The organism is Rhizobium sp. BK650, assembly GCF_014195325.1.
Classification (GTDB): domain Bacteria; phylum Pseudomonadota; class Alphaproteobacteria; order Rhizobiales; family Rhizobiaceae; genus Rhizobium.
The window spans coordinates 71748-98259 of record NZ_JACIBK010000007.1 but is presented as its reverse complement, the minus strand read 5'-3'; the positions used below and the strand labels follow the sequence as shown (position 1 = coordinate 98259).

The following is a 26512-nucleotide window of genomic DNA, read 5'->3' as shown; positions in this document are numbered from 1 at the left end:
ATGCTTCTCCCGAATTCTTCACGAGGATAAGCATGATACGCAATCTGAAGATCACCGCCCGCAAGGCGGACCGCAAGAACTGCCGCGTCTTTGGTAAGATCCGCTATCTGAACAACCAAGTGGATGCCCGCATACTCGATATTTCTGCGACAGGTGCAGCTCTCGAAGTCAAAGCACCGCTTTATGCTGCCTCAGGCAGCAAGGTGCGTATTGAGGCGGAAAATCTCGGTCTGCTCGAAGGCGTCATCCGCTGGACGCATAATGGCCGCGTCGGCATCCAGTTTGATGCGAATTCCAATGCCCGCGCGCTCATAGCCTCCTATTTCCGCTTCTTCCACCGCGACGTGCCGCGCGTCCGCTAAGGTGTTCAAACCGTGCTTGCTTTGGCGGCACCGTTGCCGTTCTGTCATTTTCACCATGTACTCCTTTGCCAATCATTCTAAGTTCGTCGAACCGAATGATGCATGATGTCAAAAGGAGTGTTTCCATGTCTTCGATTTTCGATGTGCCGGCGATGAGCCGCCGCTCTTTGCTCGGCGGTCTCGCGGCTACTTCCGCTCTTGTTCTGCTGCACCCGTTCAGCGCCCGCGCGGCCGCGAACCAGGCACATCTGCGGTTCATGGAAACGACCGACATCCACGTCAACGTCTTCCCCTATGACTATTATGCTGACAAGCCGAACGACACGATGGGCCTGGCGCGCACGGCAACGATCATCGACACGATCCGTGCGGAAGCCGTCAATTCGCTGCTGATCGATAATGGCGACGTGCTACAGGGCAATCCGATGGGCGATTACATGGCCTATCAGCACGGCATGAAGGAAGGCGACGTCCATCCGGTCATCAAGGCGATGAACACGCTCGGCTACACCGTCGGCACGCTCGGGAACCACGAATTCAACTACGGCCTGGATTTCATGTTCAAGGTGCTGAACGGTGCGAACTTCCCGTTCGTCTGCGCCAATCTGACCAAGGGCCAGCTCGCCTCCGATCCGAAACAGGACGATCTGTTCTTCAAGCCCTACATCGTCGTCGAAAAGCAGATCAAGGACGGCGCGGGCAATGAAAGCCCGGTCAGAATCGGCTTCATCGGCTTCGTACCGCCGCAGATCATGCTGTGGGACATCAAGAACCTCGAAGGCAAGGCGCAAACACGCGATATCGTTCAGGCCGCCAAGGCCTGGGTACCAGCCATGAAGGAAGCCGGCGCCGATATCGTCATCGCCCTTTCCCATTCCGGCATCGACGGCTCTGGTCCGTCCGAGAAGATGGAAAACGCCTCGCTGCATCTCGCCGCCGTCGAGGGCATCGACGCGATCTTCACCGGGCACCAGCATCTCGTCTTCCCCAGCCCGAAGACCTGGGACGGCATTGCCAATGCCGATCCGGTCAAGGGCACGCTGCATGGCAAGCCTGCCGTCATGGCCGGCTTCTGGGGCTCGCATCTCGGCCTGATCGATCTCCTGCTGGAGAAAGACGGCAATAGCTGGAAGATCGTCGACTTTACGTCGGAAGCCCGGCCGATCTACCATCGCGACGACAAGAAGAAGGTCGTCGCCGACGTCGCCGACAAGAAGGAAGTCGTCGAAGCCGCCAAGGCGGAACATGAAGCAACGCTTGCCTATGTCCGTACGCCTGTTGGAAAGACCTCAGCGCCGCTCTATTCCTATTTTGCGCTGGTGGCCGATGATCCCTCCGTGCAGATCGTCAGTCAGGCGCAGACCTGGTACATCAAGCAGATGCTCGCCGACACGAAGTTCAAGGATTTGCCGGTTCTCTCTGCCGCAGCCCCGTTCAAGGCTGGAGGGCGCGGCGGCGCGGATTATTATACCGACGTTCCCTCGGGCAATATCGCCATCAAGAATGTTGCGGATCTCTATCTCTATCCGAACACGGTTCAAGCCGTCGCCATTACCGGTGCGCAGGTGAAGGAGTGGTTGGAAATGTCGGCCGGCATGTTCAATCACATCGAACCCGGCGCGAAAGACGCGGACCTGCTCAACAAGGACTTCCCGTCCTATAATTTCGACGTGATCGATGGCGTAACCTACCAGATCGACCTGTCGCAGCCGGCGAAATATGATTCGTCCGGCAAGGCCGTCAATCCGGGTTCGAACCGCATCCAGAACCTTGCCTTTGAGGGCAAGCCGATCGATCCGGCGCAGAAATTCGTCGTCGTCTCCAACAATTACCGCGCCGGCGGCGGCGGCAACTTCCCGGAAATCGCCTCCGACAAGGTGATCTTCCAGGCGCCGGATACCAACCGCGACGTCATCGTCCGCTATGTCCATGACCAAGGCACGATCAATCCCTCCGCCGATGGCAACTGGACCTTCAAGCCCCTGCCCGGCACGACCGTCGTGTTCGAAAGCGGCCCGAAGGCCAAGCAGTATCTCGCCGACGTCAAGAGCGTGAAAATCGAGGATGCCGGCGAAGGTGCTGAAGGTTTTGCGAAGTTCAGGCTAATTCTCTAACCCCTGCAGGGCGCGGTTTCTTCAACCGCGCCCTCCCCGCTCAGGCAGTTTCTGCCGCAATTTCCATGCGGCGAAGAAGCAGGCCGAGTTCAGCTGGCGGCTTCTTCTCGAGCCGGCGATATTGCCGCCCGTCCCGAGTGCGGTGGACCAGCCCGAAATCGAAAAGCTCTCGACGCAGCAGAGCCGCATCGCTGAAGAGATGCAGGCGGTTCAGCACATCGCCGATTTCACGCTCCGTCAGTTCGGTAGTCGCCGGTATTTTCGACCAGAGGAACCACAAGCAAAGCTCTTGCAGCCCCCTCCTGCCCGGCCAACGTATCAGTCGACCACGCTCATCGAAATGGCGCAATGCCTTCAGCACGCGGACTTCGTCCGGCAAAGGCTCCGGATCCAGCTTCAGGTTCCAGTCGTTCAGAACCTTGGCTGACTGCGCCGCACTGCGGAAATGCTGGTAGTTGCGATAACCTGCCGCGCGGGCCAGCAGATTGAGCATCTCGGCATGGCTCGGCTTATTAGCGAGCGCATCGATTTGCTTGCGAAGAGATTTGGCGAAAGCCGAAAGATCGGCGATTTCCATGGCAAAGATAGATCTGGTCACGTCTTATCCTCAACGCGCCGTTCCCTCGAAAAGGTGTCGGTGGTCGCCGGCTTTCGACTTCGGCACAGGACAAGTGCTGATGATCTTCTTCGAGCAGGTTTAGCTTCCCTTGCGGGACGGCGACGCCTCGGTGAACTGCAGACCGTGACGCCGTTATAGCAAAGGCCGGAAATCCGTCAACCTTGCGGCTATTCGGCAGCTTCCGGAATAGCGTGCAGTCCGTCAATGCCGAGCATCTCGATCATTTCGCCGTGGCTCGGACAGATGGAGAGCTGGCGGCGGAAAGCCTCGATCAGCCACTGACCGGCTGGGCCCGGCGGGTTGGCTGCCTTGCGCATGGCGTAGATCGGATATTCTCCCTGCTCGTAGGCCTCCAGCTTGATGGCCACAAGGTTGCCGTTCATGATGTCGTCCCCGACGACCGAAACCGGCAGGCCGCCCCAGCCGAGACCGCCCTTGATGAGCTGATGTTTGGTCGCTATGTCGCTGACGCGCCATGTCCGGTAAGACAGGACGTTGAAATCCCGCCCTTTGGTCAGGCCTGAAGCATCCGAAACCACAAGCTGGATCTCTTCGCGCACATCGGCGAGCGTCAGCGGCCGGCCGATGCTCGCCAGCGGATGATCGGGCGCGACCACAGGCACCATGAACGAGTAGCCGATCTTTTCGGCTACAAGCGAATCGTCCTGCCTCACAAGCGCCCCGCCAACCCCGATATCAGCCTTGGCGTTCATCACCATGTCCATGACCATGCCGAGTTCGCCGACATTGAGATTGAGCGCAACGCCGGGAAATTTCTCGCGAAATTCGCGCAACACCATCATGACGGCAGTGGCGGGCACCATGACGCTGATAGCCAGGGAAAGCTCCGCCTCCAGTCCCTGCTTCATGCTCTTCACGCGGGCGCGCATGACTTCGAGGTCAGCCATCAGCCGGCGGGCATCCTCGAGCATCGCCTTGCCGGCATCCGTCAGTTTCGGTTGGCGAGCGCCGGACCGCTCGAAGAGCGGCACTTCAAGCTGGGCTTCCAGATTGGCGATCGTATAGCTGATGACCGACTGCGCGCGGTTCAGCACACGCGATGCTGCCGAAAAGCTGCCGGTTTCTGCGACCGTCAGAAAAACCTGCAATTGATCCAGTGTCGGGTTGGGAAGCATCATCCATCCAATCCATCGATAATTTTCATCCACATTATCCCAGTTTTTTCGATAGCAGGCCAGCCTTATCTCTTCTCTCGAACACAGCGGTTTGCCGCTCCCAACCGCCGCTGAAACTCATTTCGAGAGGAAATTCAACCATGTCATCCATCCTTCTTTTGACGTCCAGCCCGCGTTCCGAGTCGCTTTCCACGTCGATTGCTGTTGAACTCGCCGACAAGCTCAAGGCTCAGAACCCCGGTAGTGTTGTCGTTCGCCGCGATCTCGCCGCCAACCCGCTTCCGCACATCGACGACCTATTCACGGCCGCTATCCGCAAGCCGCCGGAAGCCCGCACGGCTCAGGAAGCTGCTGCCGTAAAAACGTCTGACGAGTTGGTCAATGAACTGCTCGCAGCCGACAGCATCGTCATCGGCACCGGCCTTATCAATTTCAACATCTATTCCTCGCTGAAGACCTGGATCGATAATGTGGCCCGCGCCGGCCTGACCTTCAAGTATACCGAAAGCGGCCCGGTCGGCCTCGCCACCGGCAAGAAGGTCTATGTCGTCCTTGCTTCGGGCGGCGTGTATTCCCAGGGTCCGGCTGCCGGCATGAATCATGCGGTCCCCTACCTGAAGTCAGTTCTCGGCTTCCTCGGCATTACCGACATTGAGACCATCTATGTCGAAGGCCTCGCTTTCGGCCCGGAAGCTGCAGAAAAGGCTATCGGCGCCGCAAAGTCGCGCGTCGACGAGCTTGCTCTCGCTGCCTGACCTGCAAATTCAAAGTTCCACTCGAGGGCCGGCGCAAGCCGGCCCTTTCATTTTGCCGAGAAATCATTGACGAAAGAGCGGGCCGTTTCTAGAATTTCGTCGGAGAGTTTTTCATCGTCCGCGATACGCGCAAGGCCGAGCGCGCCAGTCATCAGGCACGAGACGATGATTGCCTTGCGGCGCGCCTCAGCCTCGTCGGCCGTGCTCATACGGTCTGTCATGTTTTCCAGATTCGTCTTTAGCTGATCGGTCGCAAGCGACCGGCATTTCTCGTCGCTGCGAGCGAGATCGGCCGTCAGCGCAGCAAAAGGGCAGCCGCCGCTTACGTCATCACGATGAACATCGCTCAGATAGCTGGCGGAATATTCCGCGATCGAAATGTCTGCCGGCTCCTTGCCCCGCGAACGCACCGCTGCTTCCCAGGATCCGAAAGCCAGCTTCATGGCTTCTGCCACCATCTCATCACGTGACGCAAAATGCTTGTAGAAGCCGCCGACTGTCAGCCCGGCCTCCTTCATCAGATCAGCAACGCCGATACCCTCAAGCCCCCTCTCCCGCAGGCGCCTGGACGCGATCTCGACGATCCTGTCGTGCGTCTTCTGTTTTTCCAGTTGCGAATGGCCCATTGGAATCTCCCGACATGCGGACTTGACTTATATGGATTATGGTCATAATCCTTCTAGATATCGACCATAATCCAGATCGAGGTATTTTCCAATAGGAGCCATTCCCATGCGTCTCAAGAACAAAGTCGCACTCATTACCGGCGGCAACAGCGGCATCGGGCTTGCCACCGCCAAGGTCTTCGTTGCCGAAGGCGCCAAAGTCATCATCACCGGCCGCAACCCAGAAACGCTCGCAGCGGCCAAGAAAGCGCTTGGCGGGGATGTGCTGGCGCTGAAGATCGACCTCACCGACGTTGCGGCTGCGGAGAAGGTCTTCGCCGAGGCAGCTTCGACAGTCGGTAAATTCGATATCGTCTTTGCCAATGCCGGCATCGGCGGTGCCACGCCGCTTGGCCAGACCTCGCTGGAACAGTTCGAGAAGATCATCAGCACCAACCTGACCTCCGTCTTCTTCACGGTCCAATCCGCGCTGCCACATCTGAACGACGGAGCTTCCATCATCCTGAATGGCTCCGTCCACGCCGTTCTCGGTGCGCCGGGCTGGTCGGCCTATGCCGCGACAAAGGGCGCCGTGCGTTCGATGACCCGTAACCTCGCCTCCGAGCTTGCGCCGCGCGGCATCCGCGTCAATCAGGTGACACCCGGCGGCACGCGCACGCCGATCTGGTCGCCCTATGCGCAGACGGAAGACGCGCTGGCAGCGCTCGAAGAAAGGCTCGGGAACATGAGTGCGCTCGGCCGCATGAGTGAAGCGGACGAGATTGCAAAGGCTGCGCTTTATCTCGCCTCCGACGATTCCAGCAATGTCACCGGGATCGAGATCACTGTCGATGGCGGCATGACAAGCGCGCCCTCCGGCGCCAAGATCTTCCGCGCCGCCTGAGCTGATTGGGCTAGAGCGCTTCCGCCTGAGCGGTATCGGCGGAAGCGCTCTATCTTATTGTTTTCGTAATTCGCGGCAGAAAATCGGTCTCACTTTTCCTGGAATTGCTAGCTGATCCTGACCACTTCGGAGCGGCCGACGACACAGTTGCGGCCGTTCTTCTTTGCCTCGTAGAGGCGGCCATCTGCGACCGTCAGCACGGTTGTTAGGCTCGTGCCATCTTCGTCGGCGGTGGCGACACCTATGCTCACAGAGACCGGCGTATCGTCTGGGGTCGTCACGCTAGTTGCGATCGTCCAGCGCAGACGTTCGGCAAGCAACAGTGCTTCCTCATGGCTTGTGCCGGGACAAACAGCGACGAATTCCTCGCCGCCGAAGCGGAAGATACGATCACTGGAGCGGAGTGTCGTTTCAAGCCTGCTGGCAATGACCCTCAGAATTTCGTCTCCTTGAAGATGGCCGAAGCCGTCATTGACGTCTTTGAAATGGTCGACATCGATGATGAGGATCGTCGCATATTGACCCTGCCGAAGCGCCTCTTGCACCATTACCGGCGCCTCGAGTTCCATTCGGCTGCGATCATAGACGCCGGTCAGCATATCGCGGCCGGTTCGCTCCAAAAGATCGTTGTAGCGCTCCCGGAATGTCAGATCGCCGAAGAGATCGCCGATCGAGCGGGCTGAGGCGGCAAGGCCGTGCCGACGGACATGGTATTCGTAGATTGCAAACATCAAAGAATAGAGGCAGGCCGCCAGCATCTTCGCTTTCCAGCCCGCCCAGAAGACGTCTATTGGAACGCCCAGAAAATAATGCAGGCCGCCGAAGAAGCAGATCTGATCGAACGTCAGAAGTACAAGGCCTGAAATCATGAAGCGCAGCACCACACGCCGGCGCATGAAATCTCCGAGCTTCTCGTAAAGCAGGATGATGCCAAGCGAGTCGAGATAGAGGATTGCCGTTCCCCAGACCATCAGCCAGCCGATGTCCTTTAGGAAATTGACATCGGGGGGGCGGCCGGACGTCAATTCCAGCGGCTGGTGAAACTGCAGCACCCAGGCGATGGCAACGGTCAGAAGATTGCCAAGAAACAGACCGTAAATCGGCTGGCGAACGGTCGCCGCATCCTCCTGCAGATAGAGCATGAGGATCATCATCAGCTTGCCGGAAAAGAAAATCGAAGACCCCGGCGAGACATTACCGAAAGGCAGGGAAACATAGAAGACCGCTGCCAAGTAGGTCTCCATAAAATGCATAACGCCGAGCGCAGTCAGGAAAACGCCCAATCCAAGACGCTGGCGAAAATGCAGGAGGCTGACCATCAGCAGGAAATAGCCGACAGCCTCGACAATGAAGAGCCCCGTGTTGAAGAACTCCATCACCGCCCTCGGCCAACAGCAGGACCGCGCGGAAAGGCTATAGCCTCCTCGGTGGATCTTCTGGTCAATCGTCCGGAAAGCTCAAACACAAGCGATGCCCTGCAAAAGCTACAGGCGCCACCTTCACCACAATCTTTTAAGATTATGTGAGCAACTGAGCAGTTTCCGCCACGGATATGCCGTCATAGTTTTGAAAAACAACGAGAAATATAAGCTTCACCAGAGCTTGCTCGGCTAACAGGCGCTCAGACCTGCCGAAGCTTCTCGCCATCACTGAAAAGTCCGGGGCCGTGCTGATCGATGATCTGCTGTGCTTTGCGTACCGTGCATTCGATCGCGTCATCGGACGAAGAGAAGAGGTCGGCACGAATGAACTTGCGCACCAAGACATCCTCTCCAACTTTCTTTTCGATGCGGCCAGCCAAACGATACTGGCCGCCTTCCTTCTGCGGCTCGGCATAAATGGTGCAATCACCGTAAAGCTGAGGCTCGCCGGAAGGACCTGCGGCCGCCTCACCGGAAGATTTGCTTCCCCCGGAGAAGACCGAAAGAATATTTGAGAGGAACGAAGCCATGATCCGCCTTTAGCACGCAGTGCCGTTTACGCAAAGTCAAATGATCAGATTTGCGAGGATCTCATTTTCGGTGATGTCCTCGAAGCCCATACCCGCATTCTCGAAATTGGCGACCAGCGTCGCGAAATTCTCCGGAGCCGTCGTCTCGATGCCGATCAGGATCGAACCGAAATTGCGCGCCGATTTCTTGAGATATTCGAAGCGGGCAATGTCGTCATGCGGGCCGAGAAGATTGAGGAAATCGCGCAGCGCGCCGGGGCGCTGGGCAAGACGCAGGATGAAGTATTTTTTTAAACCGGCGTAGCGCATGGCGCGTTCCTTGACATCGGGCAGGCGCTCGAAATCGAAATTGCCGCCGGAGACGACGGCAACGATCGTCTTGCCCTTGATGGCTTCGCGATCCATGGCGGCGATCGCCGTCAGCGACAGCGCGCCGGCCGGTTCCAGCACGACACCTTCAACATTCAGCATCTCCTGAATGGTGACGCAGATCGCATTTTCCGGCATCAGCCTGACCTGTTCGACCGAAAAATCCTTCAACGCCGCGAAATTCAGGTCACCAATGCGGGCGACCGCTGCGCCGTCGACAAAATTGTCGACTTTTGACAATGTCACCACCTGCCCCGCTTCAAGGCTGCGACGCAGGCTCGGTGCGCCTGCAGGTTCGGCAAAGACGAAACCGGACTTCGGAACAATACTGTCGAGGAAACCGGTGATGCCGGCAGCAAGGCCGCCGCCGCCAACTGGCAGAACGACCATGTCCGGCACCGTGCCCTCGGGAAGCTGCTGCATGATTTCGGCGGCAACCGTTGCCTGCCCCTCGATGATATCGGCATGGTCGAAGGGTGGCACCATGACACCGCCGATCGCATCCACATGATCGCGGGCGGCCTGATAGCACTGATCGAAGAAATCGCCGATAAGTTCGATGGTGATGAAACCGGCGCCGAACATGCGGGTCTTGTCGATCTTCTGCTGCGGCGTGGTGACCGGCATGAAAACGACGCCCGGCACGCCGAAATGGCGGCAGATGAAGGCAAAGCCCTGCGCGTGATTGCCAGCCGATGCGCAGACGAAGGTTTTGCCGCCTGCTCCCTCGGCGATCGCCTTGCGGAAGAAATTGAACGCTCCGCGGATCTTATAGGATCGTACCGGCGAAAGATCCTCGCGCTTCAGCCAGATATCGGCGCCATAGCGGGCGGAAAGGTGATCATTGAGCTGCAGCGGCGTGGCGGGGAAAAGGCTGCGCATTGCCTCTTCGGCGCCTTCGACATCGTGTCTTGTCACGGGCGTTCGTCCATTTTCAAAAATCGAGACGCCGCTATGACACAGGCTGTCGGCGGAAAGAAGCCCGTTTGGACCATTTGCGGTTCGCTCGATGAAAGCGTTTCTTAAGCGCGTCTTCCGATCGCGCTCAAGATCCTGATCACGTGGACGGCTTTTAACTTGATATCAAGCAACAATTGCTAATATGACGGCAAGATGACACCCAAGATCACAAAGCTGCTGGCGTGGTTTCTTCTCGCCTTCATCCTGTTCATCACCGTTTCGCCGATCGAATTGCGGCCCCACACGATCGAAACACCGGACTTCGACCGTGCCGCGGCTTACTTGGCGGCGGGACTGGCTTTTGCTCTTGCCTATCCGAGACAATGGAAATCGGTTGCCGTGCTGCTGATCGTTGGCGCGTTCGCGATCGAATATCTGCAGTACCTGTCGCCGACGCGGCACGCGCGCCTTCACGATGCAGGCGTCAAGGCAGCAGGTGCAGCAGTCGGCCTGGTCATCGGATGGGTCTTCAACAAATGGCGTGAAGTGAAAGCGGCAACGGCCGCAACGGGACTTGCCGGACGCTAACAGTGGATCGGAAAACTAAAGCCCGCGCAGTTGCAAGGCCCAGACGAAGAGCGGCACCGCTGCGGCCACCGTTCCCAATAGCAAGAGGGCGCTCATTTTAAAAAGTCTGATGCGCCGTGTCCTTGCTCCATCCCAGTCGTAAACCATCGCCTTACTCCCACTAAGACAATACTTACTCCACCGCAGTGCCTAGATTTTTTGGACCGTTCAGGCCACAGACAAGCGCTGCCTATGGTTTATTCACTTTATACAAGCACATTCGAACGGGTTAATAAAGATGCTGCGAGCGACCGGTTCGAAGGCAGGTTGAGCTACAACGTTGGGATTCGGCACCAATGGGAGGCTTCATGAATGTAGGAAGTCGTCGAGCCAGTTGAACGGATCGAGGCGGCGATACCAATGCCGTCTCGCGAGTTACTGAGGATCGATCAGGTTGCCGACTTCATCGAGGTCTGTCGTCAGACGGTTGATCTCTGGAGGATATGGCAGGTCACAACTTAGAAACGGAATTGCGCCCCAGCCACGTGAATATCGGTTGAGAAGACCGCTTCGCTTTGCTAGCAGGGATGGCTTAAGCGGACGTGGTGGAATCGGTAGACACAAGGGACTTAAAGCAAAATTGAGTGCACCAGTGGAAACGCTGGCTGTAGAACTGCTCAAAATCGGGGAAACCTGTCAGATGGCAATCCCGAGCCAAGCCTCGCTAGAGGAAGGTGTAGAGACTAGACGGGCAGCACCTAAGGCGGAAGCTAGGGTGAAGGTATAGTCCAGACCACAAACGCCCTTGCGGCGGCGGCGAAAGCCGTAGCTGGTAAGAAAATCCCTCGGCCTTGGCCATGCGGGTTCGACCCCCGCCGTCCGCACCATCCTTTGAATAAGTCCCAACACTCACGAACGGCCACGCTTCGTGGTTTATCAAACCACCCAATGTCGCCGCACGGCAACCATATAGGGATAGTCCAGACCGTCCGTCCGGGAGGACCAAAATCGGTTCACCGAAGGCCAATATGAGCGGCCAAACCAGCTCCCGCCTAACCAACAGCAAACATGGCGTTCCAGACACTAGTCGTTTCGAACGTCCAGCTAAAGTCGGGGGCAAAGCGGCGATCGGGTGTGCTAATCACTGTTTCGACAAGCAGTTGGGCGTCGCGTAGTTTCAAATTGACATTGTTGGCTCGCAGGACTGCCAGCACCGCGTCTGCGCGATCGGCATCTTGAATCGCCGACTGGACAAGGCGGCGGTATGTCCGATCCTTGAAGAATATTCTTTCTGCGGCGTCCCTCAGTTGATCATGCTCAACGCTCGTAATCTGCGAGCACTCCAAACATTGTGAAATCGTGGCGCGAACGTTGACAAGAGGTTCGCTCAGAGGAATGAAGCCCATCTCGGCCGGGCCGTGTGATTGAGCGACATCCGCATCGTTTTCCAGCACACCACTTGCAAAGCCTCCATAGATTTCCCCCAAACCCACCATGCCGAAAGCGGAACACTCCGCGGCTCTCAACGCGCCCATGCTCGCGGCGCCGAAGACATGTACGCCCTGGGAAAGTCCGAAGAGAATCTCCTTATGCCAGATGGCGGGAACATACTCGTAAAGGCCGTCAATCAGCCCGATAACGTTGGCGCCATCCTGAATAGCTCGGAAGAAATCGCCCTGCCTCGCAGGGGGGCGAAGCTCGTAGTCGGCGTTTGGCGGCAAGTTCGCGCCATGAAGTGTCGGTCCCGCAAAGATCACTTTCATCTGGATCTCAATATCCTTTTGAGCGCGCGAGGACCAAACCGTCGTTTCCGCCTTCCGTCCAGGTTTTCGAGCTGGGGAATAAGCATTTTCACGACGCTGAAGTCTTCCTCCCCTGCGTTCATCTCTACGGCGATCGCCGACGTGACCCCAACCGCCACGAGGCGCCCGATAACGCTGCGCAGCATGTCCTGGATTGTGCCTCCGAGCGTGGTATCAAGGGCGTGCGCTTCGTGGGTCGGTTCGATGAAAAGCACCTCTCGCAGGTGCGCGGGAAGCGGACGCGAAAAGGTTTCAGGATGAATGTCATCTCTGGCGCCGCTGATGAAGGTGAGCCTCGATTGCGCTGCCTCGGTGACGGCTCTGATCGCGGCACGGCCGGGATTGGGATGCGCGCCCGCGCCATAGGTCACCTCGATATAGCGCAAATCACCCGCGGATGGCGCGTCGGGCGCAATGAAGGCTTCAAAACACGGCACACCGATATCCGTAGTCCGATTGAACATTTGGAGCCTGAAGCCTGCATCGCATACCAGTTGCGCAAGGCCGCTCAGAACCGGGTCGCGAAAAGAGTGGATATTGATGCAGTTTCTGCTCTTCTCCGCGGCGGACGCGAACTGCCAGAGAACTTCGGCGTCACGTTCGATGCGTTCCAGCAACCCGTGGAAAGTCGCCTCGATGCGAATATTACCTGAGGCAAGGCCATCCGACGACTGCCAGAATCTGTTCGATTTTGTGTCGTCGAGCAGGACCGCCTCATAAGGCACCCAAACGTGTCTATCCGCTATGATATCGTAGCCCTGGACCCAACGGAGCATTTCCTCGGGGCGCAGATCGTCTTGACCTGCCAAGATCAGACAGTCGAGCGGCTCAGCAAAGCAGCCCTCTGATTCCAGCTGTCTGATGCTTGTGAGGCGGACATCGATTTGCGGATTTCCGCCGACTGCACGCTCCAGTGCTTCCATCGCTGCCGAGACCCTGGCGTCGATATCGTCGATGCCTTTGCCTTGATTTATGACGATCGAACGGGAGTTGGGCGTAATGGCATTCCAGACCGGAATGCCGATCCTATCGAGATCCGTCAGTCGGGCGAGGCGGGTAATGCCATATCTTGAAAGCGAGGGTGTTATTCGCGCCAGGGTCTCATACGGTGAGCAACTGCGGTCGGAATAAGACGTCAACCGTGCAACAGAAGTCATACCGCCACCGAAACCGAATGCGGCGGAATCCAAGCGCACCCCTCTTTGAAGGCTACGCAGAGATATCCCGCCGGAAATGTCGCTTAGTTCGTCTTGGTAGAGGGAGCGTCAATCGGCGGAGTTCGGTAGACATGACCAGAGAAAGCAGCTTCCTTAGGCTCAAAGCCAACGGCGAGATCAACCGCCGGGGTTCTCCAGACGTGGCCTGAGAAGGCCTGGTCCTTAGTCTCGAAGTACTCCGCAAAATCGAGCGCTTCGTTGTCCGTGAGTGCCGGCCCGGTAGCAGAAATCACGTAGTCTTCGCGTTTTCCCGCCATCGCGGTGACGGTGCCGGCGTCGAAGTCAACGAGCCACAGTCCTTCTTCGCCCTTCACGCCCATAATCATCATCTTGGACATGGAATTCTCCTCTAAAGTTAATTGGGATAATTCGATTGCGAAATTCATTTCTGTTAGTTTGCCTAGAAAACATAGCATAACGTTTACCACGTACAAGCCCGTTGAATTTCCTAGCACATTGGGACAAAGTGCCGGCACTAGGATTGAATTTACGACTTTGTCGGTGCGACGGGCACCCATTTTTATGGAAACACCAGGCCGTGGCGTGGCTTGAAGGGCAAAATGGCTTTTGTTCTAAAGACCTTCGGTAGGTTGCAGCTCGTCGATGAGGACGGCATCGCAGTCACGTTTCCCGAGAAAGGCCTCCTGCTTCTCGCGTATTTGCTCACGACAGATGAAGGTTCCGCGGATCGAACGGCGTTGGCGAGCTTTCTGTGGGGTGACGCCAATAGGGACGGTACGCTTGCGACTTTGCGCAAGTTGATTTCGAGAATGAAGGCCCGACAAACAGAGCTTGGGGCAACCATCATTTCATCCGAAGGCAACCTAGTGACCTTTGATCGGGAGTCTCTGTCTTCGGACCTCCTGCTTTCCGGGGCGGAGGAAAACGTCGAACCGCTCTCCAGGCTTCAACACCTCGTGAAGCTCATGAACCAGCCGTTCCTGGGGCCGATCCATAGTCACAGCCGTCAGTTTCAACAGTGGCTCGCGGAGCGGGAAGTTTGCCATATCGAGCTTCTTGGCACTGCATTGAGAACGGCATCCCGAGAGGCGCGGTCGCAGAAGGAAACCGAACTCCTGAGGAAGGCTGCGGTCATCCTCTTCAGGACGGAGCCAAAGGATCCGGAAACGCTGCAATTGCTCATACGGATATTTGAGGCGGAAGAGGAGGTCACGTCCTTTCGGAACCATTTTGAACAGAGGCGGAATTCGATTTTACGAGGGATCGCCGCGCGCACCAGATCCGATGACGGCAACCCAATATCGCTCGGTCCGATATCCGCGCCTTCAAAGCCGAAACTTGAGACCGCTCTTCCCCTCGATCCTCAGGACGTGCGGATTGCTATACCCCGCCTGGTACTGCTCCCGCCCAAGAACCAGTCTGTCAAACCTCAAGCCGGTTTTCTGGCCGCATCCTTGGTGGAAGATATCACTATCGGATTTTGCGCCTTTAACAGCCTGGAGGTCATTGCCCCGTATTCAGCGGTTCAAATCGGCCACCACCTGGAGACGCAGAAGGCCTTCTTCGAACGACATCGCGTTAATTACATCCTCGATACCCGGATCAGCAATACGGGCGATGAAGTCACCCTGTTCGCCCAACTGATCTTTTTCGACCAAAACCAGATCGTTTGGGCGGAAAGATTCAGCCTCGATCACCTGGATCTGGTCAAGGACAGACGAGCTGTCGCCAGGCAAATCGCTCTTTCCGTGTCCAGCGAAATCGAGCGTCATGAGGCTTTGCGCGAAGATCTAAACCCGATTGCTTACCATCGATATCTTGTCGGCAGGCGGCACCTAGTGCGATTAACGCTTCCGAACCTGCGGCGCGCGCGCAAGGAAATGAAAGCCGCGCTCGCCGTAAGCCCCGATTTCGCGCCGGCACTGAGCTCGATGGCGCGGACCTATTCGAAGGAATGGTTGTTGACTGCTCGAGGTGATATCGAGCTTTTGCAATCGGCGGAGACTTTGGCAAAAAAGGCCACAGAGACGCGTCCGGACTTTGCGGACGGGTATCGCGAGTGCGGCGTCGCCAAACTGTTGCAGGGGGCGTTCGACGAAAGCGCCGAGGCGATGGAGGTGGCAGAGAGCCTTGCTCCGCACTACGCCGACGTGATCGCCGACTACGCCGATACTTTGGTTCATTGCTCGCTTCCCGCCATGGCCTTGCGAAAGATCGAGCGGGCCATCGAGTTGAACCCGCTCGGTCCCGATACTTACTTTTGGACTGCCGCGGGAGCAAACTACGCCCTCGGTGAATTCGAAGCTTCGCTGGACTACATCGGGCAGATGGCTGATCCCCATTTAGCGGACAGATTGTCGGCAGCGAACTGGGCCATGTTGGGCCGTCAGGACAAGGCGAAGGTCTTCGTACGGAGGTTTCGCGAAGGCAACCCCGACTTCGACGTGGACAAATGGTTGTCTGCGGTACCAAGTAAAGAGCAATGGCATAAAGATCTTTATCGGGAAGGCCTAAAGAAAGCTGGATTTTAAACATCAATCGTTGGAGGGAAAAGCATGGCTACAGTTGTTGTTATTAGTGTTGAAGGTCAGGACGGGCTCTGGGTTGTAGATTTGGACGCCAAAACCGTCGTGCCGCTTCCGCCGCCCACATCGGGCGACCTGAAAGTTGTCACCGATCTTCGCACGACCGGGACAGTCTTAACGAAGGGCGTGAATATCGCCGTGGTCGTTAAGTCTGCGGATGCAGCATTTTCGGGTCATTATGATGGCTGAATGTTTATAACCCTGGCGGCATCGTGCTAGCCCGCGGTTGAGTCTACCGATGCCGTCCAGTACCAAGTGCGTGATGCTCACCTATGACTCCTCCGTATGATCTGGCCGACGCGCGTTCCGCTCGGCATGCTCAATAATCTGCTCTGGCGTTCGGCTTCACGTTCACCGCCGCGTACCGATGGTCTTTGAAATGTGCGAAGCGTGATATTTTTCGATCATCCCACGCTGGTCCGGCAATTCTTCGCAATCCGGCAGATATCCGCACCCTCCATCAGCGGTGGGCAGATGGAGGTGCGGCGCAAGCTATAGGCGGTGCGGCGAATGCCGACGATACGGCACCGATCGCATGTACCTCCGGTGATCACGTCTTGCTCTTCCAGGAGCCAGTTGCGGGCTCCCTTTATTCTTTTCGGCTTTCAGGCCCCCGCCCTTCTCCTTGGCCTTCATCCGGAAGAAGTAGTCTTCGGCAAGCCGGTGCTCATCCGCCAGTTCCTACAAGTTTTGTTTTGCAGAACAATCCCCTGCATTTTGCCGAACGGCCTAGACGGCATCGTCCCAAACTAAAACGGCGGCCCAAAGGACCGCCGCTCAGAAAGTGATTTTTGCTAAGCTCAGCCGAGCTTTGCTGCAATCTTGGCGACGTGTGCGCCCTGATACTTCGCCGCTTCGAGTTCGATTGCCGACGGCTGGCGGGAACCGTCACCGTTGGTGATGGTGGACGCGCCATAAGGCGAGCTGCCCTTGACTTCTTCCGTGCCCATCTGACCCTGGAATGCATAGGGAAGGCCGACATAGGCCATGCCATGATGCAGGAAGGTCGGGACGAAACCGAGGATCGTCGATTCCTGGCCGCCGTGCTGGGTTGCAGAGGACGTGAACATCGAGCCGACCTTGCCGACGAGCTTGCCGGTGAACCACAGGCCGCCCGTCTGGTCCCAGAAGTTGCGCATCTGCGATGCAACCGTGCCGAAACGCGTGCCGGCGCCGACGATGATCGCATCGTAATCCGGCAGTTCGTCGACAGTGGCGATCGGGGCTGCCTGATCGAGCTTGTAGTAGGAAGCCTTGGCGACTTCTTCGGAAACCAGTTCCGGAACGCGCTTGACGACAACTTCAGCGCCGGCGGACTTCGCGCCTTCGGCTACGGCATAAGCCATGGTTTCGATGTGGCCATAAGCCGAATAGTAAAGGACGAGGATCTTCGCCATTGTTATCTCCATCAACGGATGATTGAATTCCTGACTACGAACGTTCTACCAGCGCATCCGGCTCAACATAGCCCTGCGCCGGAGAACTCACTGTTCACAGGCTGTAGACGAAAATTCACTTTAGCGCGTCATTTTCGCCCGCGGCGCCTGCCGCTTTGCCGTTTGCAAAGCGGTGAAACGGCGCTACCTATTTTCAAGTTTCACCACGGAAATATCTTCATGAGCAATGAGACTATCGTCACCGCCGCCATGCTTGCCATCGGCGACGAGCTTCTTTCCGGCCGCACCAAGGACAAGAATATCGGCCACCTCGCCGACATGCTGACCATCTCGGGTATCGATCTCAAAGAGGTGCGCATCGTCGCCGACGAGGAGGATGCGATCGTCGAGGCGCTGAACGCGCTCCGCGGCAAATATGACTATGTCTTTACCTCCGGCGGTATTGGACCGACGCATGACGATATTACCGCAGATGCTGTCTCGAAGGCTTTCGGCGTGCCTTGCGAGCATGATGCGGCGGCGATGGCGCTGCTGGCCGAAATGTACAAGCGCCGGGAAATGGAATTCACCGAGGCCCGCCAGCGTATGGCCCGCATGCCGCGCGGCGCCTCACATATCGCTAACCCGGTGTCGACGGCGCCCGGCTTTATCATCGGCAATGTCTATGTGATGGCCGGCGTCCCGCAGGTCTTCCAGGCGATGGTCGATAATGTGCTGCCGACATTGAGGACCGGTACGCCCGTCGTCTCCCTTGCCATCGCCTGTCCCTATGGCGAAGGCGAGATCGGCACCCCACTGACGGCTATCCAGAAGGCGCATCCGGAAACCAGCATCGGCTCCTATCCACGCTATGTCGGGCAGAGATTTTCGACCGAGATCGTGGTGCGCGGTCGCTCGCAGAACGTGGTCGAAGCGGCCGGTGCGGATGTGCGGGCCATGATCGAGGACATTAGACGCAGGAAGGATATTGCCGAGAACGATCAGGCGGAAGCCTGAGCGGTCTTGATCGCGGTCAAGGAATTCCAGCGTCTCCCGGCGCATTCCTTTCCTCGCGGAGACCATCACGTCAGCTGCAAAGGAGAACTGATATGTCTTACAAAACCATTCTCGCCATTCTGGATACAGCAGACAATAGTGCCGCAGTCTCCGACTTCGCCTTTGCCATTGCCGCAGAAAGCGGCGCCCACGTCATCGGCCTGCATGCTGAAACCATCTCCGCCGTGCCACTGGTAGCACCGATGGAAATCCCCGATCCGGTCGCCGTGCAGGCGCTTCAAGATATGGCCCATTCCGAAACCGTCGAGGTCGAGCGGATTTTCCGCGCTCGGGCCAGCGCCTCCGGCGCTTCCTTCGAGTGGCGCGCCTTTGCCACGTCGACCGGCTACGGCTCTGCGCCGCTGATTGAAACCGCCCGCAGTGCCGACCTGCTGATCGCCTCGCAGGCCGATCCGGCAAGACCGTCCGACAGCCATGTGGATGTCGACGACTTCCTTTTCGAAAGCGGCAGGCCCGTGCTCATGATCCCCTATATTATCCGCGAGCCGAAACCGATCAGGCGCGTGCTGATTGCCTGGAACGGCTCGAAGGAGGCCGCACGCGCCACCTTCGACGCCCTGCCGATCCTGCAGGCTGCCGAAGCCGTGGAAATCTTTTCCGTCGATCCAACCGAGACGGCAACGCATTCGGCAACGACTGCCGGCGCCGATCTTGCCGCCACACTCACCCGCCACGGCATCAACGTGACGCTTGCGACCGCCGAAAGCGGCGACAGGAACGCCTCTCACGTGATCGAAAACCGGCTCTCGGACAACAGTATCGACCTTCTGGTCATGGGTGCCTATACGCATTCCTGGCTCTGGCAGACGATCTTCGGCGGCACCACGAAGACCTTGCTGCAATCGATGACGGCGCTCACTTTGCTGTCCCGCTAACGCTGCTCTTGCGTTTTGCCTCGAAATTCCGCTAATTGCGGCGACCGATGACATTGGCTTCGGCATCCATCGCGCAGTTCTGTCTGCGCGATTTGCGTTCTGCCTGTCGACGTTCATACGGTCGCCGGCAAACGGCGTGTCTTTTTTCATGCCGCGGAGCAGCCAGATGTCCCTTCCCGATAAAGCCTTCCCCGTTTCCTGGGATCAGTTCCACCGCGATGCGCGCGCGCTCGCTTGGCGGCTTGCCGGCCTCAACCAGGAATTCAAGGCGATCGTCTGCATCACCCGCGGCGGCCTTGTTCCGGCGGCGATCATTTCGCGCGAATTGAACATCCGCCTTATCGAGACAGTCTGCATCGCCTCCTATCATGATTACGTCAATCAGGGCGACATGGTGCTTCTGAAAGGCATTGCGGTGGAACTCGCCGACAACGGCGGCGAAGGCGTGCTCGTCGTCGACGATCTCACGGATACCGGCAAGACCGCGGCTCAGGTGCGCGCCATGCTGCCGAAGGCGCATTTCGCCTGCGTTTACGCCAAGCCAAAGGGCGTGCCGACCATCGATACCTTCATCACAGAAGTCAGCCAGGACACCTGGATCTACTTCCCCTGGGATATGGGCTTCACCTACCAGGAGCCGATAGCTAAGGGCGCTCGCGGTTAGCATCCTCCGGCGCGAGCTACCTCAATTTACGACTGAAAATTGTCCCAATTTTTGTGCCGCGGATAGCGGATTCCAGCCCCATTCCGGTAACGTCCGCTTTATTTTATTAGCATAGCGTCAGGCAACCACCGGTCGTAGAGATCGAACATGAATTGTGGTTGAATGCGGTTGGGGACGCGCAATGGCACGTTGGGGTAAGATTCGAGCGGCAGCGGCCTTCGGGCTGATCGGCTGTTTGTTTCCTTGCGCGCCTGCCGGAGCTGAGCCGGCCTATGTCAGGGTTGTGCGCGAATATGTCGAAAAGCTGGTTCGGCCGATGGTCGAGACGCCTGTTGTCGTAACGGCGATCAAGGAGCAGAACGCCAAGTTCGGCAATGTCAGCGAGATGGACATGCGGGTGCTGGACGAAACCTATCGGGCGGAGATCGCACAGGGCGACTTCCAGATGGTCGGGGCACTGATGGCAAAATCCATCTCGCATTATCTCAAATCGAGGCAGGATGATTCGCAGGGGACGATCGTCGAGTTCTTCGTTACCGACCGCCACGGGCTGAACGTCGGCCAGAGCATCGTTACGACGGACTACTGGCAAGGCGACGAAGACAAGTTCCTGAAAACCTTCGCTCTCGGTTCGCAGGATATCTATGTCGGCCGGGCGGAGCGTGACGAGTCGACCCAACTTCTGGAGGCTCAGGCAAGCTTCGTCGTTACCGACGAAAAGGACGAGCCGATCGGCATGGCGACCGTCACGATCGCCATCGATGCCCTCTAGAAGACGCTGATTTCCTTCAACGAATCGGCATGCGCATTTTCGTCGCAAAAGCCATCCCAACTTTTGCCGCAGCCGATTTTTTTTACATTCCGCTCTGCGGCTTGGCAAATCGCCGCCGCAAGTCCTTGTATTTTCTGACTTACCGGGACTTTCCCCAGTCTTCACAGGCGCATCCACAAGATGTTGTGGTTAGCATTCGGTTACATTCCACCCCTTGACGGAATCAGCTGTTTCAAACTTAATGTTTCAGATGTTGCGGCGGCGACTGAACCGGAGGTAACGAGCCCGGTTCTCCCAAGGAAAATTGAACGCGGAATCAGGGCGTTGGACCGTCAGAAGCGGTGGCGCCCGGGGGATTTTCTGTGTCCTTTTTCGCCTCAAAAAGCAGCAGCGGGGACTGGAAAAAATTAGCTGTTAACACTATATTTAGCGTTTGCGGCCAGCCTCACCACAAGATACAGGAATGTTATCTCTGGATGACATCCTGTCACAAGACGGAACGAGCACCGGCTGCACGAAGGGACAACGTGTAGCCGGAATGGAATTTTGCGCCCTTTCGGGTGCCAACACGAGGTTAAGAACATGCGCATCGAACGTCGGTTTACGAAGGCTGGTCAAGGCGCCTATGCGGATATCGAATTCCGCAAGGCGACGAGTGAGATCAAGAACCCTGACGGCTCTATCGTCTTTCGCCTCGAAAACATCGACGTGCCCGCGCAGTTCTCGCAGGTTGCTACCGACGTTCTGGCGCAGAAGTATTTCCGCAAGGCCGGCGTCCCTGTACGCCTAAAGAAGGTCGAAGAGAACGATGTCCCCTCTTTCCTGTGGCGCTCCGTAGCCGACGACGCGGCGCTGAAGGGCTTACCGAAGGACGAACAGACCGGCTCGGAAACCGACGCCCGCCAGGTCTTCGATCGTCTCGCCGGCACCTGGACTTACTGGGGCTGGAAGGGCGGATACTTTTCTTCGGAAGAAGATGCCGCAGCCTTCAAGGACGAGCTCGCCTACATGCTCGCCACGCAGCGCGTCGCGCCGAACTCCCCGCAGTGGTTCAACACCGGCCTGCACTGGGCCTATGGCATCGACGGCCCCGGCCAGGGCCATTTCTATGTCGATCCTTTTACCGGCAAGATTACCAAGTCCAAGTCGGCCTACGAACATCCGCAGCCGCATGCCTGCTTCATCCAGTCCGTTGAAGACGACCTTGTCAACGAAGGCGGCATCATGGACCTCTGGGTTCGTGAAGCCCGCCTCTTCAAGTACGGTTCCGGCACCGGCTCCAACTTCTCGATGCTGCGCGGCGAAGGCGAAAAGCTTTCCGGCGGCGGCCGCTCCTCCGGCCTGATGAGCTTCCTGAAGATCGGCGACCGCGCTGCCGGTGCCATCAAGTCTGGCGGTACGACCCGCCGTGCGGCCAAGATGGTCGTCGTCGATATCGACCATCCCGATATCGAGGAATATATCAACTGGAAGGTCAAGGAAGAGCAGAAGGTTGCCGCTCTCGTGACCGGCTCGAAGGTCGTCGCCAAGCACCTGAAGGCGATCATGAAGGCCTGCGTCAATTGCGAGGCCGATAATGGCGATTGCTTCGACCCGGCCAAGAATCCGGCGCTGAAGCGCGAAATCCGCGCCGCCAAGAAGGACCAGGTTCCGGAAAACTATGTCCAGCGCGTCATCCAGTTCGCCCGCCAGGGCTATAAGGACATGGAGTTCAAGACCTACGACACCGACTGGGATTCGGAAGCCTATCTCACCGTTTCCGGCCAGAACTCCAATAACTCGGTTTCCATCAAGGACGATTTCCTGCGCGCCGTCGAGGAAGATGGCGACTGGAACCTGACCGCCCGCAAGGACGGAAGGGTGATGAAGACGCTGAAGGCTCGCGACCTCTGGGAAACCATTTCCTACGCCGCCTGGGCATCGGCCGATCCGGGCATCCACTTCAATACGACGATGAACGACTGGCACACCTCGCCGGCCGGCGGCCCGATCCGCGGCTCGAACCCGTGTTCGGAATACATGTTCCTCGACGACACGGCCTGCAACCTTGCTTCGCTGAACCTTCTGCAGTTCAAGGATAAGGCAACGAAGCGCATCAATATCGGCGATTACGAACATGCCGTTCGCCTGTGGACCGTCGTGCTCGAAATCTCGGTCATGATGGCGCAGTTTCCATCGAAGCGCATTGCCGAACTCTCCTACGAATACCGCACGCTCGGCCTCGGCTACGCCAATATCGGCGGCCTCTTGATGTCATCAGGTATCCCCTATGACAGCGCCGAAGGGCGCGCCATTGCCGGCTCGCTGACGGCGATCATGACCGGTATCTGCTATGCAACCTCGGCCGAAATGGCCGCCGAACTCGGCCCATTCCCGAACTACGAGCCGAATCGCGAGCATATGCTGCGCGTCATCCGCAACCATCGCCGTGCCGCCCGTGGCGAGAATGCCGGTTACGAAGCTCTCTCGGTCAACCCGGTCGCGCTGATCCACCAGGAAAACCCGGACCAGGATCTTGCAGCCCACGCAATGTCGGCCTGGGATAAGGCGCTCGAACTCGGCGAGAAGCACGGCTACCGCAACGCACAGGTCTCGGTCATCGCCCCGACCGGCACGATCGGCCTCGTCATGGATTGCGAGACGACCGGCATCGAACCTGACTTCGCGCTGGTGAAGTTCAAGAAGCTCGCCGGCGGCGGCTATTTCAAGATCATCAACCGTGCCGTTCCGGATGCGCTACGCACGCTCGGCTATTCCGAGAGCCAGATCGCCGAGATCGAAGCTTACGCCGTCGGCCACGGCAACCTGAACCAGGCGCCGGCCATCAATCCATCGACGCTGAAGGCCAAGGGCTTCACCGACGAGAAGGTGGAAGCCGTCAATGCGGCTCTGAAGAGCGCCTTCGACATCAAGTTCGTCTTCAACCAGTGGACGCTCGGCGCCGACTTCCTGAAGACCACCCTGAAGGTCTCCGACGAACAACTCAGCGACATGAGCTTCAGCCTGCTCGAGCATATCGGCTTCTCGAAGAAGGACATTGAAGCCGCCAACATCCACGTCTGCGGCGCGATGACGCTGGAAGGCGCGCCCTTCCTGAAGAAGGAACACCTGCCGGTTTTCGATTGCGCCAATCCGTGCGGCAAGATCGGCAAGCGCTACCTCTCGGTTGAAAGCCATATCCGCATGATGGCGGCTGCCCAGCCCTTCATCTCGGGTGCGATCTCCAAGACGATCAACATGCCGAACGAGGCGACCGTCGAGGATTGCAAGAACGCTTATATGCTTTCCTGGAAGCTCGGCCTGAAGGCGAACGCGCTTTACCGCGACGGTTCCAAGCTGTCGCAGCCGCTCAACGCCTCGCTGATCGAAGACGACAGTGACGAAGATGCGCTGGAAGATCTGATCCAGCAGCCGACAGCCGCCCAGGCCGTGACGGTTACCGAAAAGATCATCGAGAAAGTGATCGAACGCGTTTCCCGCGAACGCGAGAAGCTGCCGAACCGCCGCCAGGGCTATACCCAGAAGGCTGCAGTCGGTGGTCACAAGGTTTACCTCCGCACAGGCGAATTCGGTGACGGTCGTCTGGGCGAAATCTTCATCGACATGCACAAGGAAGGTGCTGCCTTCCGTGCGATGATGAATAATTTCGCCATCGCGATTTCGCTTGGCCTGCAATACGGCGTGCCGCTGGAAGAATATGTGGAGGCTTTCACCTTCACCAAGTTCGAGCCGGCCGGCATCGTCATCGGCAACGACGCGATCAAGAACGCCACGTCGATCCTCGACTACGTGTTCCGCGAACTCGCCGTTTCCTACCTCGGCCGTCACGATCTCGCGCATGTCGATACGTCCGACTTCTCCAACACGGCGCTCGGCAAGGGCATCCAGGAAGGCAAGACCAACCTCGTCTCCACCGGCTGGACCCGCGGCTACAAGCCGACGCTGGTCTCGAACACCGGCAGCGACCGTCAACTCGGCGAACCGAAGGGTGCCGCAACCGCCGCCCCAGCCCGTGCCTCCTCGACCGGCTCGGTGACCTCGTTTGCAGGTGCAGCAGTCCGCAAGCTGGAGCCGGTAATGGCCATCTCCACGTCCGAAATCGTCGCCTTCAAGCGCGATTACGAAGAGCGCGCCAAGGAATTGGCGGAAGAGATCGCCGAAGAAGTGCTCGAAGAAGCCGGCAGCGACGCAACCGCCCTCTTCTCCGACAAGGCCGCAGCCGACGCTGCCTCGGCCAAGACGGAAGCCAAGAAGATGGAAGCCGAACGCCGCGCCCGCTCGATCATGCAAGGCTACACGGGCAATATGTGCAGCGAGTGCCAGAACTTCACCATGGTGCGCAACGGCACCTGCGAGAAGTGCGACACGTGCGGTGCGACCAGTGGGTGCAGCTGAATTCCTCTGAAATCTTGGCTGTAGGCGGCCAGTGATTTTGTCGCACGGCCACTAATCTGTCGCAGTATACGCTTCTAGGAATCAAGCAATTAGGCTCAAAACGCTGATCTGACCTAGTAAAAAATACATAGAGGGGCGGATCCACCCGCCCCTTTGGTCAACGCAAAAGATCGATTAGGTCGAAAGGAAGGTTAAGCACAGGAAAAGGATAACTTGAGGAGGGCAAGCACAGCAGTCGCCGAGGATCGTTACTCATTTGGCGATTATGGAATCAGGGGTTGACTTCGTGCGAGCATTTAATGCTCGAAATGTATTGATGAGAACAAACCAAGTCCAAGATCCGCTTTGCGATTTGCTTATAAAGGATTATCCGAATGCCTGCCTTCATGACGTTCTACCCTATCGGCAATGCCGATACGACACTGATCCGACTGGCCAACGACGATCTCGTTCTCTTCGACTTCGCAAACATGCGAGACGCTAACGATCCATATGACAAGCGGATCGATCTACCCAAAGCCGTTAAGGACGACATGGAGGAAGCCGACCGAGATTCGTTCCGCGTCGTCGCCTTCACCCATCTTGACAACGACCACATCTGCGGCGCTCGCGACTTCTTCTGGTTCGATCATGCGACCCTTCTCCAAAGCGAAGGCCGGCCAAAGATCGGCGAGATGTGGGTACCTGCCGACGCGATCACCGAAACCAATCTCGAGGGCGACGCCTGGACGATCCGCGCGGAAGCGCGGCATCGTCTGAAGGAAGGCTACGGCATCAAGGTCTTTTCCCGTCCGGCGAAGCTTGCGAAATACCTCGAGGAATGGGGACTGTCCGTGGAAGACCGCCGGGATTGCATCGTTGACGCTGGTGAGCTCGTTCCCAGCTTCGACAAGGCTGCCGATGGCGTCGAATTCTTCGTCCACTCGCCATTTGCATGGCGGACCGACGAGGGCCTTGAGGACCGCAACGAGGGCTCGATCGTCGTGCAGGTGACCTTCCTAGAGAACGGCATCGAGAGCTATGCCCTGCTTGGCTCGGACATCAATTACGAGACCCTGTCGTTGATGATCAAGACAACGAAGAAGCATAACAACACCCACCGCCTGGAGTGGGACATCCTGAAGCTCTTCCATCACTGCTCCTATAAGAGCCTTTCTCCCGACAAGGGCGAGGACAAGACCGAGCCAGTCGAGGAAGTGAAGTGGCTCTTCGAGGAACTCGCTCACAAGAAGGAAAAGATCATCTCGCCGAGCTGGCCGATCCCGCTGAAAGGATCTGTTGAGGACAAGGATGCTCAGCCCCCTCACCGTCAAGCAGCGAACTACTACAAGGAGATCATCAAGGATTCCGAAGGGGAATTCCTGGTGACCATGGAGACGCCACGTCAATCGGCCCCGAAGCCGATCAAGCTCAAGATCTCGTGGACGGGCGTTGCAGTCATGCTGGCGGCGGCAATCCCGACTGTCGCCGCTGCAGCATCTTCGACAACGACGCGCGCCGGCTGAA

Annotated in this window: 22 protein-coding genes and 1 pseudogene; 13 read left to right on the top strand and 10 right to left on the bottom strand. The window is 57.8% G+C overall.

Features of this window, described 5'->3' with window-relative positions; translation table 11 throughout:
• Positions 1-32: 32 nt before the first annotated feature.
• A pseudogene (locus FHX15_RS18005) lies at positions 33-347 on the top strand (PilZ domain-containing protein); the annotation flags it as partial.
• Between the two features lie 140 nt (positions 348-487).
• Complete coding sequence (locus FHX15_RS18000) at positions 488-2476, top strand: bifunctional 2',3'-cyclic-nucleotide 2'-phosphodiesterase/3'-nucleotidase (protein WP_184399464.1); 1989 nt, start codon at positions 488-490, stop codon at positions 2474-2476.
• Positions 2477-2516: 40 nt separating this feature from the next.
• Here the strand turns inward: FHX15_RS18000 and FHX15_RS17995 are convergent, their stop codons facing one another.
• Both FHX15_RS17995 and FHX15_RS17990 read right to left on the bottom strand, forming a co-directional pair.
• On the bottom strand, positions 2517-3074 hold the full coding sequence (locus FHX15_RS17995) for a DUF2087 domain-containing protein (RefSeq protein ID WP_184399448.1): 558 nt from the start codon (positions 3072-3074) through the stop codon (positions 2517-2519).
• Between the two features lie 188 nt (positions 3075-3262).
• On the bottom strand, positions 3263-4231 hold the full coding sequence (locus tag FHX15_RS17990; RefSeq protein WP_184399921.1) for a LysR family transcriptional regulator: 969 nt from the start codon (positions 4229-4231) through the stop codon (positions 3263-3265).
• Positions 4232-4371: 140 nt separating this feature from the next.
• Here FHX15_RS17990 and FHX15_RS17985 point away from each other — a divergent pair, with 140 nt between their 5' ends.
• Positions 4372-4986: an FMN-dependent NADH-azoreductase gene (locus FHX15_RS17985; RefSeq protein WP_184399446.1), complete on the top strand. Its 615-nt coding sequence runs from the start codon at positions 4372-4374 to the stop codon at positions 4984-4986.
• A gap of 47 nt (positions 4987-5033) precedes the next feature.
• Here the strand turns inward: FHX15_RS17985 and FHX15_RS17980 are convergent, their stop codons facing one another.
• Entirely contained in the window at positions 5034-5612 is a 579-nt protein-coding gene (locus tag FHX15_RS17980) for a TetR/AcrR family transcriptional regulator (RefSeq protein WP_184399444.1), read from the bottom strand.
• Between the two features lie 106 nt (positions 5613-5718).
• On the opposite strand from FHX15_RS17980, the gene FHX15_RS17975 reads away from it, so the two are divergent.
• Complete coding sequence (locus FHX15_RS17975; protein WP_184399442.1) at positions 5719-6495, top strand: SDR family oxidoreductase; 777 nt, start codon at positions 5719-5721, stop codon at positions 6493-6495.
• Positions 6496-6602: 107 nt separating this feature from the next.
• Here FHX15_RS17975 and FHX15_RS17970 read toward each other — a convergent pair whose 3' ends face one another.
• From FHX15_RS17970 to ilvA, 3 genes are all read right to left on the bottom strand, one after another.
• Positions 6603-7874 carry a sensor domain-containing diguanylate cyclase gene (locus FHX15_RS17970; RefSeq protein WP_184399440.1) on the bottom strand — a complete coding sequence of 424 codons (1272 nt, stop codon included), beginning with the start codon at positions 7872-7874 and terminating at the stop codon, positions 6603-6605.
• Positions 7875-8116: 242 nt separating this feature from the next.
• Positions 8117-8446, bottom strand: coding sequence for an HlyU family transcriptional regulator (locus FHX15_RS17965; protein ID WP_184399438.1), 330 nt, complete (start codon positions 8444-8446; stop codon positions 8117-8119).
• A 36-nt stretch (positions 8447-8482) separates the two neighbouring features.
• Positions 8483-9733: a threonine ammonia-lyase gene (ilvA, locus tag FHX15_RS17960; RefSeq protein ID WP_184399435.1), complete on the bottom strand. Its 1251-nt coding sequence runs from the start codon at positions 9731-9733 to the stop codon at positions 8483-8485.
• A gap of 195 nt (positions 9734-9928) precedes the next feature.
• On the opposite strand from ilvA, the gene FHX15_RS17955 reads away from it, so the two are divergent.
• Positions 9929-10303: a VanZ family protein gene (locus FHX15_RS17955; protein ID WP_184399433.1), complete on the top strand. Its 375-nt coding sequence runs from the start codon at positions 9929-9931 to the stop codon at positions 10301-10303.
• Between the two features lie 1031 nt (positions 10304-11334).
• Here the strand turns inward: FHX15_RS17955 and FHX15_RS17950 are convergent.
• From FHX15_RS17950 to FHX15_RS17940, 3 genes are all read right to left on the bottom strand, one after another.
• Positions 11335-12045: a TfuA-like protein gene (locus tag FHX15_RS17950; protein WP_184399431.1), complete on the bottom strand. Its 711-nt coding sequence runs from the start codon at positions 12043-12045 to the stop codon at positions 11335-11337.
• Positions 12042-13241 carry a YcaO-like family protein gene (locus tag FHX15_RS17945; RefSeq protein ID WP_184399920.1) on the bottom strand — a complete coding sequence of 400 codons (1200 nt, stop codon included), beginning with the start codon at positions 13239-13241 and terminating at the stop codon, positions 12042-12044. The genes FHX15_RS17950 and FHX15_RS17945 overlap by 4 nt, the downstream gene beginning before the upstream one ends.
• Before the next feature lie 83 nt (positions 13242-13324).
• On the bottom strand, positions 13325-13639 hold the full coding sequence (locus FHX15_RS17940; protein ID WP_184399429.1) for a hypothetical protein: 315 nt from the start codon (positions 13637-13639) through the stop codon (positions 13325-13327).
• Between the two features lie 222 nt (positions 13640-13861).
• Between FHX15_RS17940 and FHX15_RS17935 the strand changes: the two genes are divergently transcribed.
• Together FHX15_RS17935 and FHX15_RS17930 are read left to right on the top strand one after the other, a co-directional pair.
• Positions 13862-15793, top strand: a complete 1932-nt coding sequence (locus FHX15_RS17935; protein ID WP_184399427.1) for a hypothetical protein — start codon at positions 13862-13864, stop codon at positions 15791-15793.
• 24 nt (positions 15794-15817) lie between these two features.
• The gene (locus FHX15_RS17930; protein WP_184399425.1) at positions 15818-16036 is read left to right on the top strand and encodes a hypothetical protein; all 219 of its coding nucleotides are present in this window, start codon (positions 15818-15820) and stop codon (positions 16034-16036) included.
• A gap of 611 nt (positions 16037-16647) precedes the next feature.
• Here FHX15_RS17930 and wrbA read toward each other — a convergent pair.
• Positions 16648-17244 carry an NAD(P)H:quinone oxidoreductase type IV gene (gene wrbA, locus FHX15_RS17925; RefSeq protein WP_184399423.1) on the bottom strand — a complete coding sequence of 199 codons (597 nt, stop codon included), beginning with the start codon at positions 17242-17244 and terminating at the stop codon, positions 16648-16650.
• A gap of 219 nt (positions 17245-17463) precedes the next feature.
• Here wrbA and FHX15_RS17920 point away from each other — a divergent pair, with 219 nt between their 5' ends.
• The 6 genes from FHX15_RS17920 to FHX15_RS17895 all read left to right on the top strand — a co-directional run bounded on the left by FHX15_RS17920 (position 17464) and on the right by FHX15_RS17895 (position 26511).
• Complete coding sequence (locus FHX15_RS17920; protein WP_184399421.1) at positions 17464-18240, top strand: competence/damage-inducible protein A; 777 nt, start codon at positions 17464-17466, stop codon at positions 18238-18240.
• 92 nt (positions 18241-18332) lie between these two features.
• Positions 18333-19175: a universal stress protein gene (locus tag FHX15_RS17915; RefSeq protein WP_184399419.1), complete on the top strand. Its 843-nt coding sequence runs from the start codon at positions 18333-18335 to the stop codon at positions 19173-19175.
• A gap of 166 nt (positions 19176-19341) precedes the next feature.
• The gene (gene gpt, locus FHX15_RS17910) at positions 19342-19839 is read left to right on the top strand and encodes a xanthine phosphoribosyltransferase (protein ID WP_184399417.1); all 498 of its coding nucleotides are present in this window, start codon (positions 19342-19344) and stop codon (positions 19837-19839) included.
• Between the two features lie 181 nt (positions 19840-20020).
• The gene (locus FHX15_RS17905) at positions 20021-20611 is read left to right on the top strand and encodes a hypothetical protein (RefSeq protein WP_184399415.1); all 591 of its coding nucleotides are present in this window, start codon (positions 20021-20023) and stop codon (positions 20609-20611) included.
• Positions 20612-21193: 582 nt separating this feature from the next.
• Positions 21194-25006: a vitamin B12-dependent ribonucleotide reductase gene (locus tag FHX15_RS17900; protein ID WP_184399412.1), complete on the top strand. Its 3813-nt coding sequence runs from the start codon at positions 21194-21196 to the stop codon at positions 25004-25006.
• 374 nt (positions 25007-25380) lie between these two features.
• Positions 25381-26511 carry a hypothetical protein gene (locus FHX15_RS17895; RefSeq protein ID WP_184399411.1) on the top strand — a complete coding sequence of 377 codons (1131 nt, stop codon included), beginning with the start codon at positions 25381-25383 and terminating at the stop codon, positions 26509-26511.
• The last annotated feature ends 1 nt before the right edge of the window (position 26512 follow it).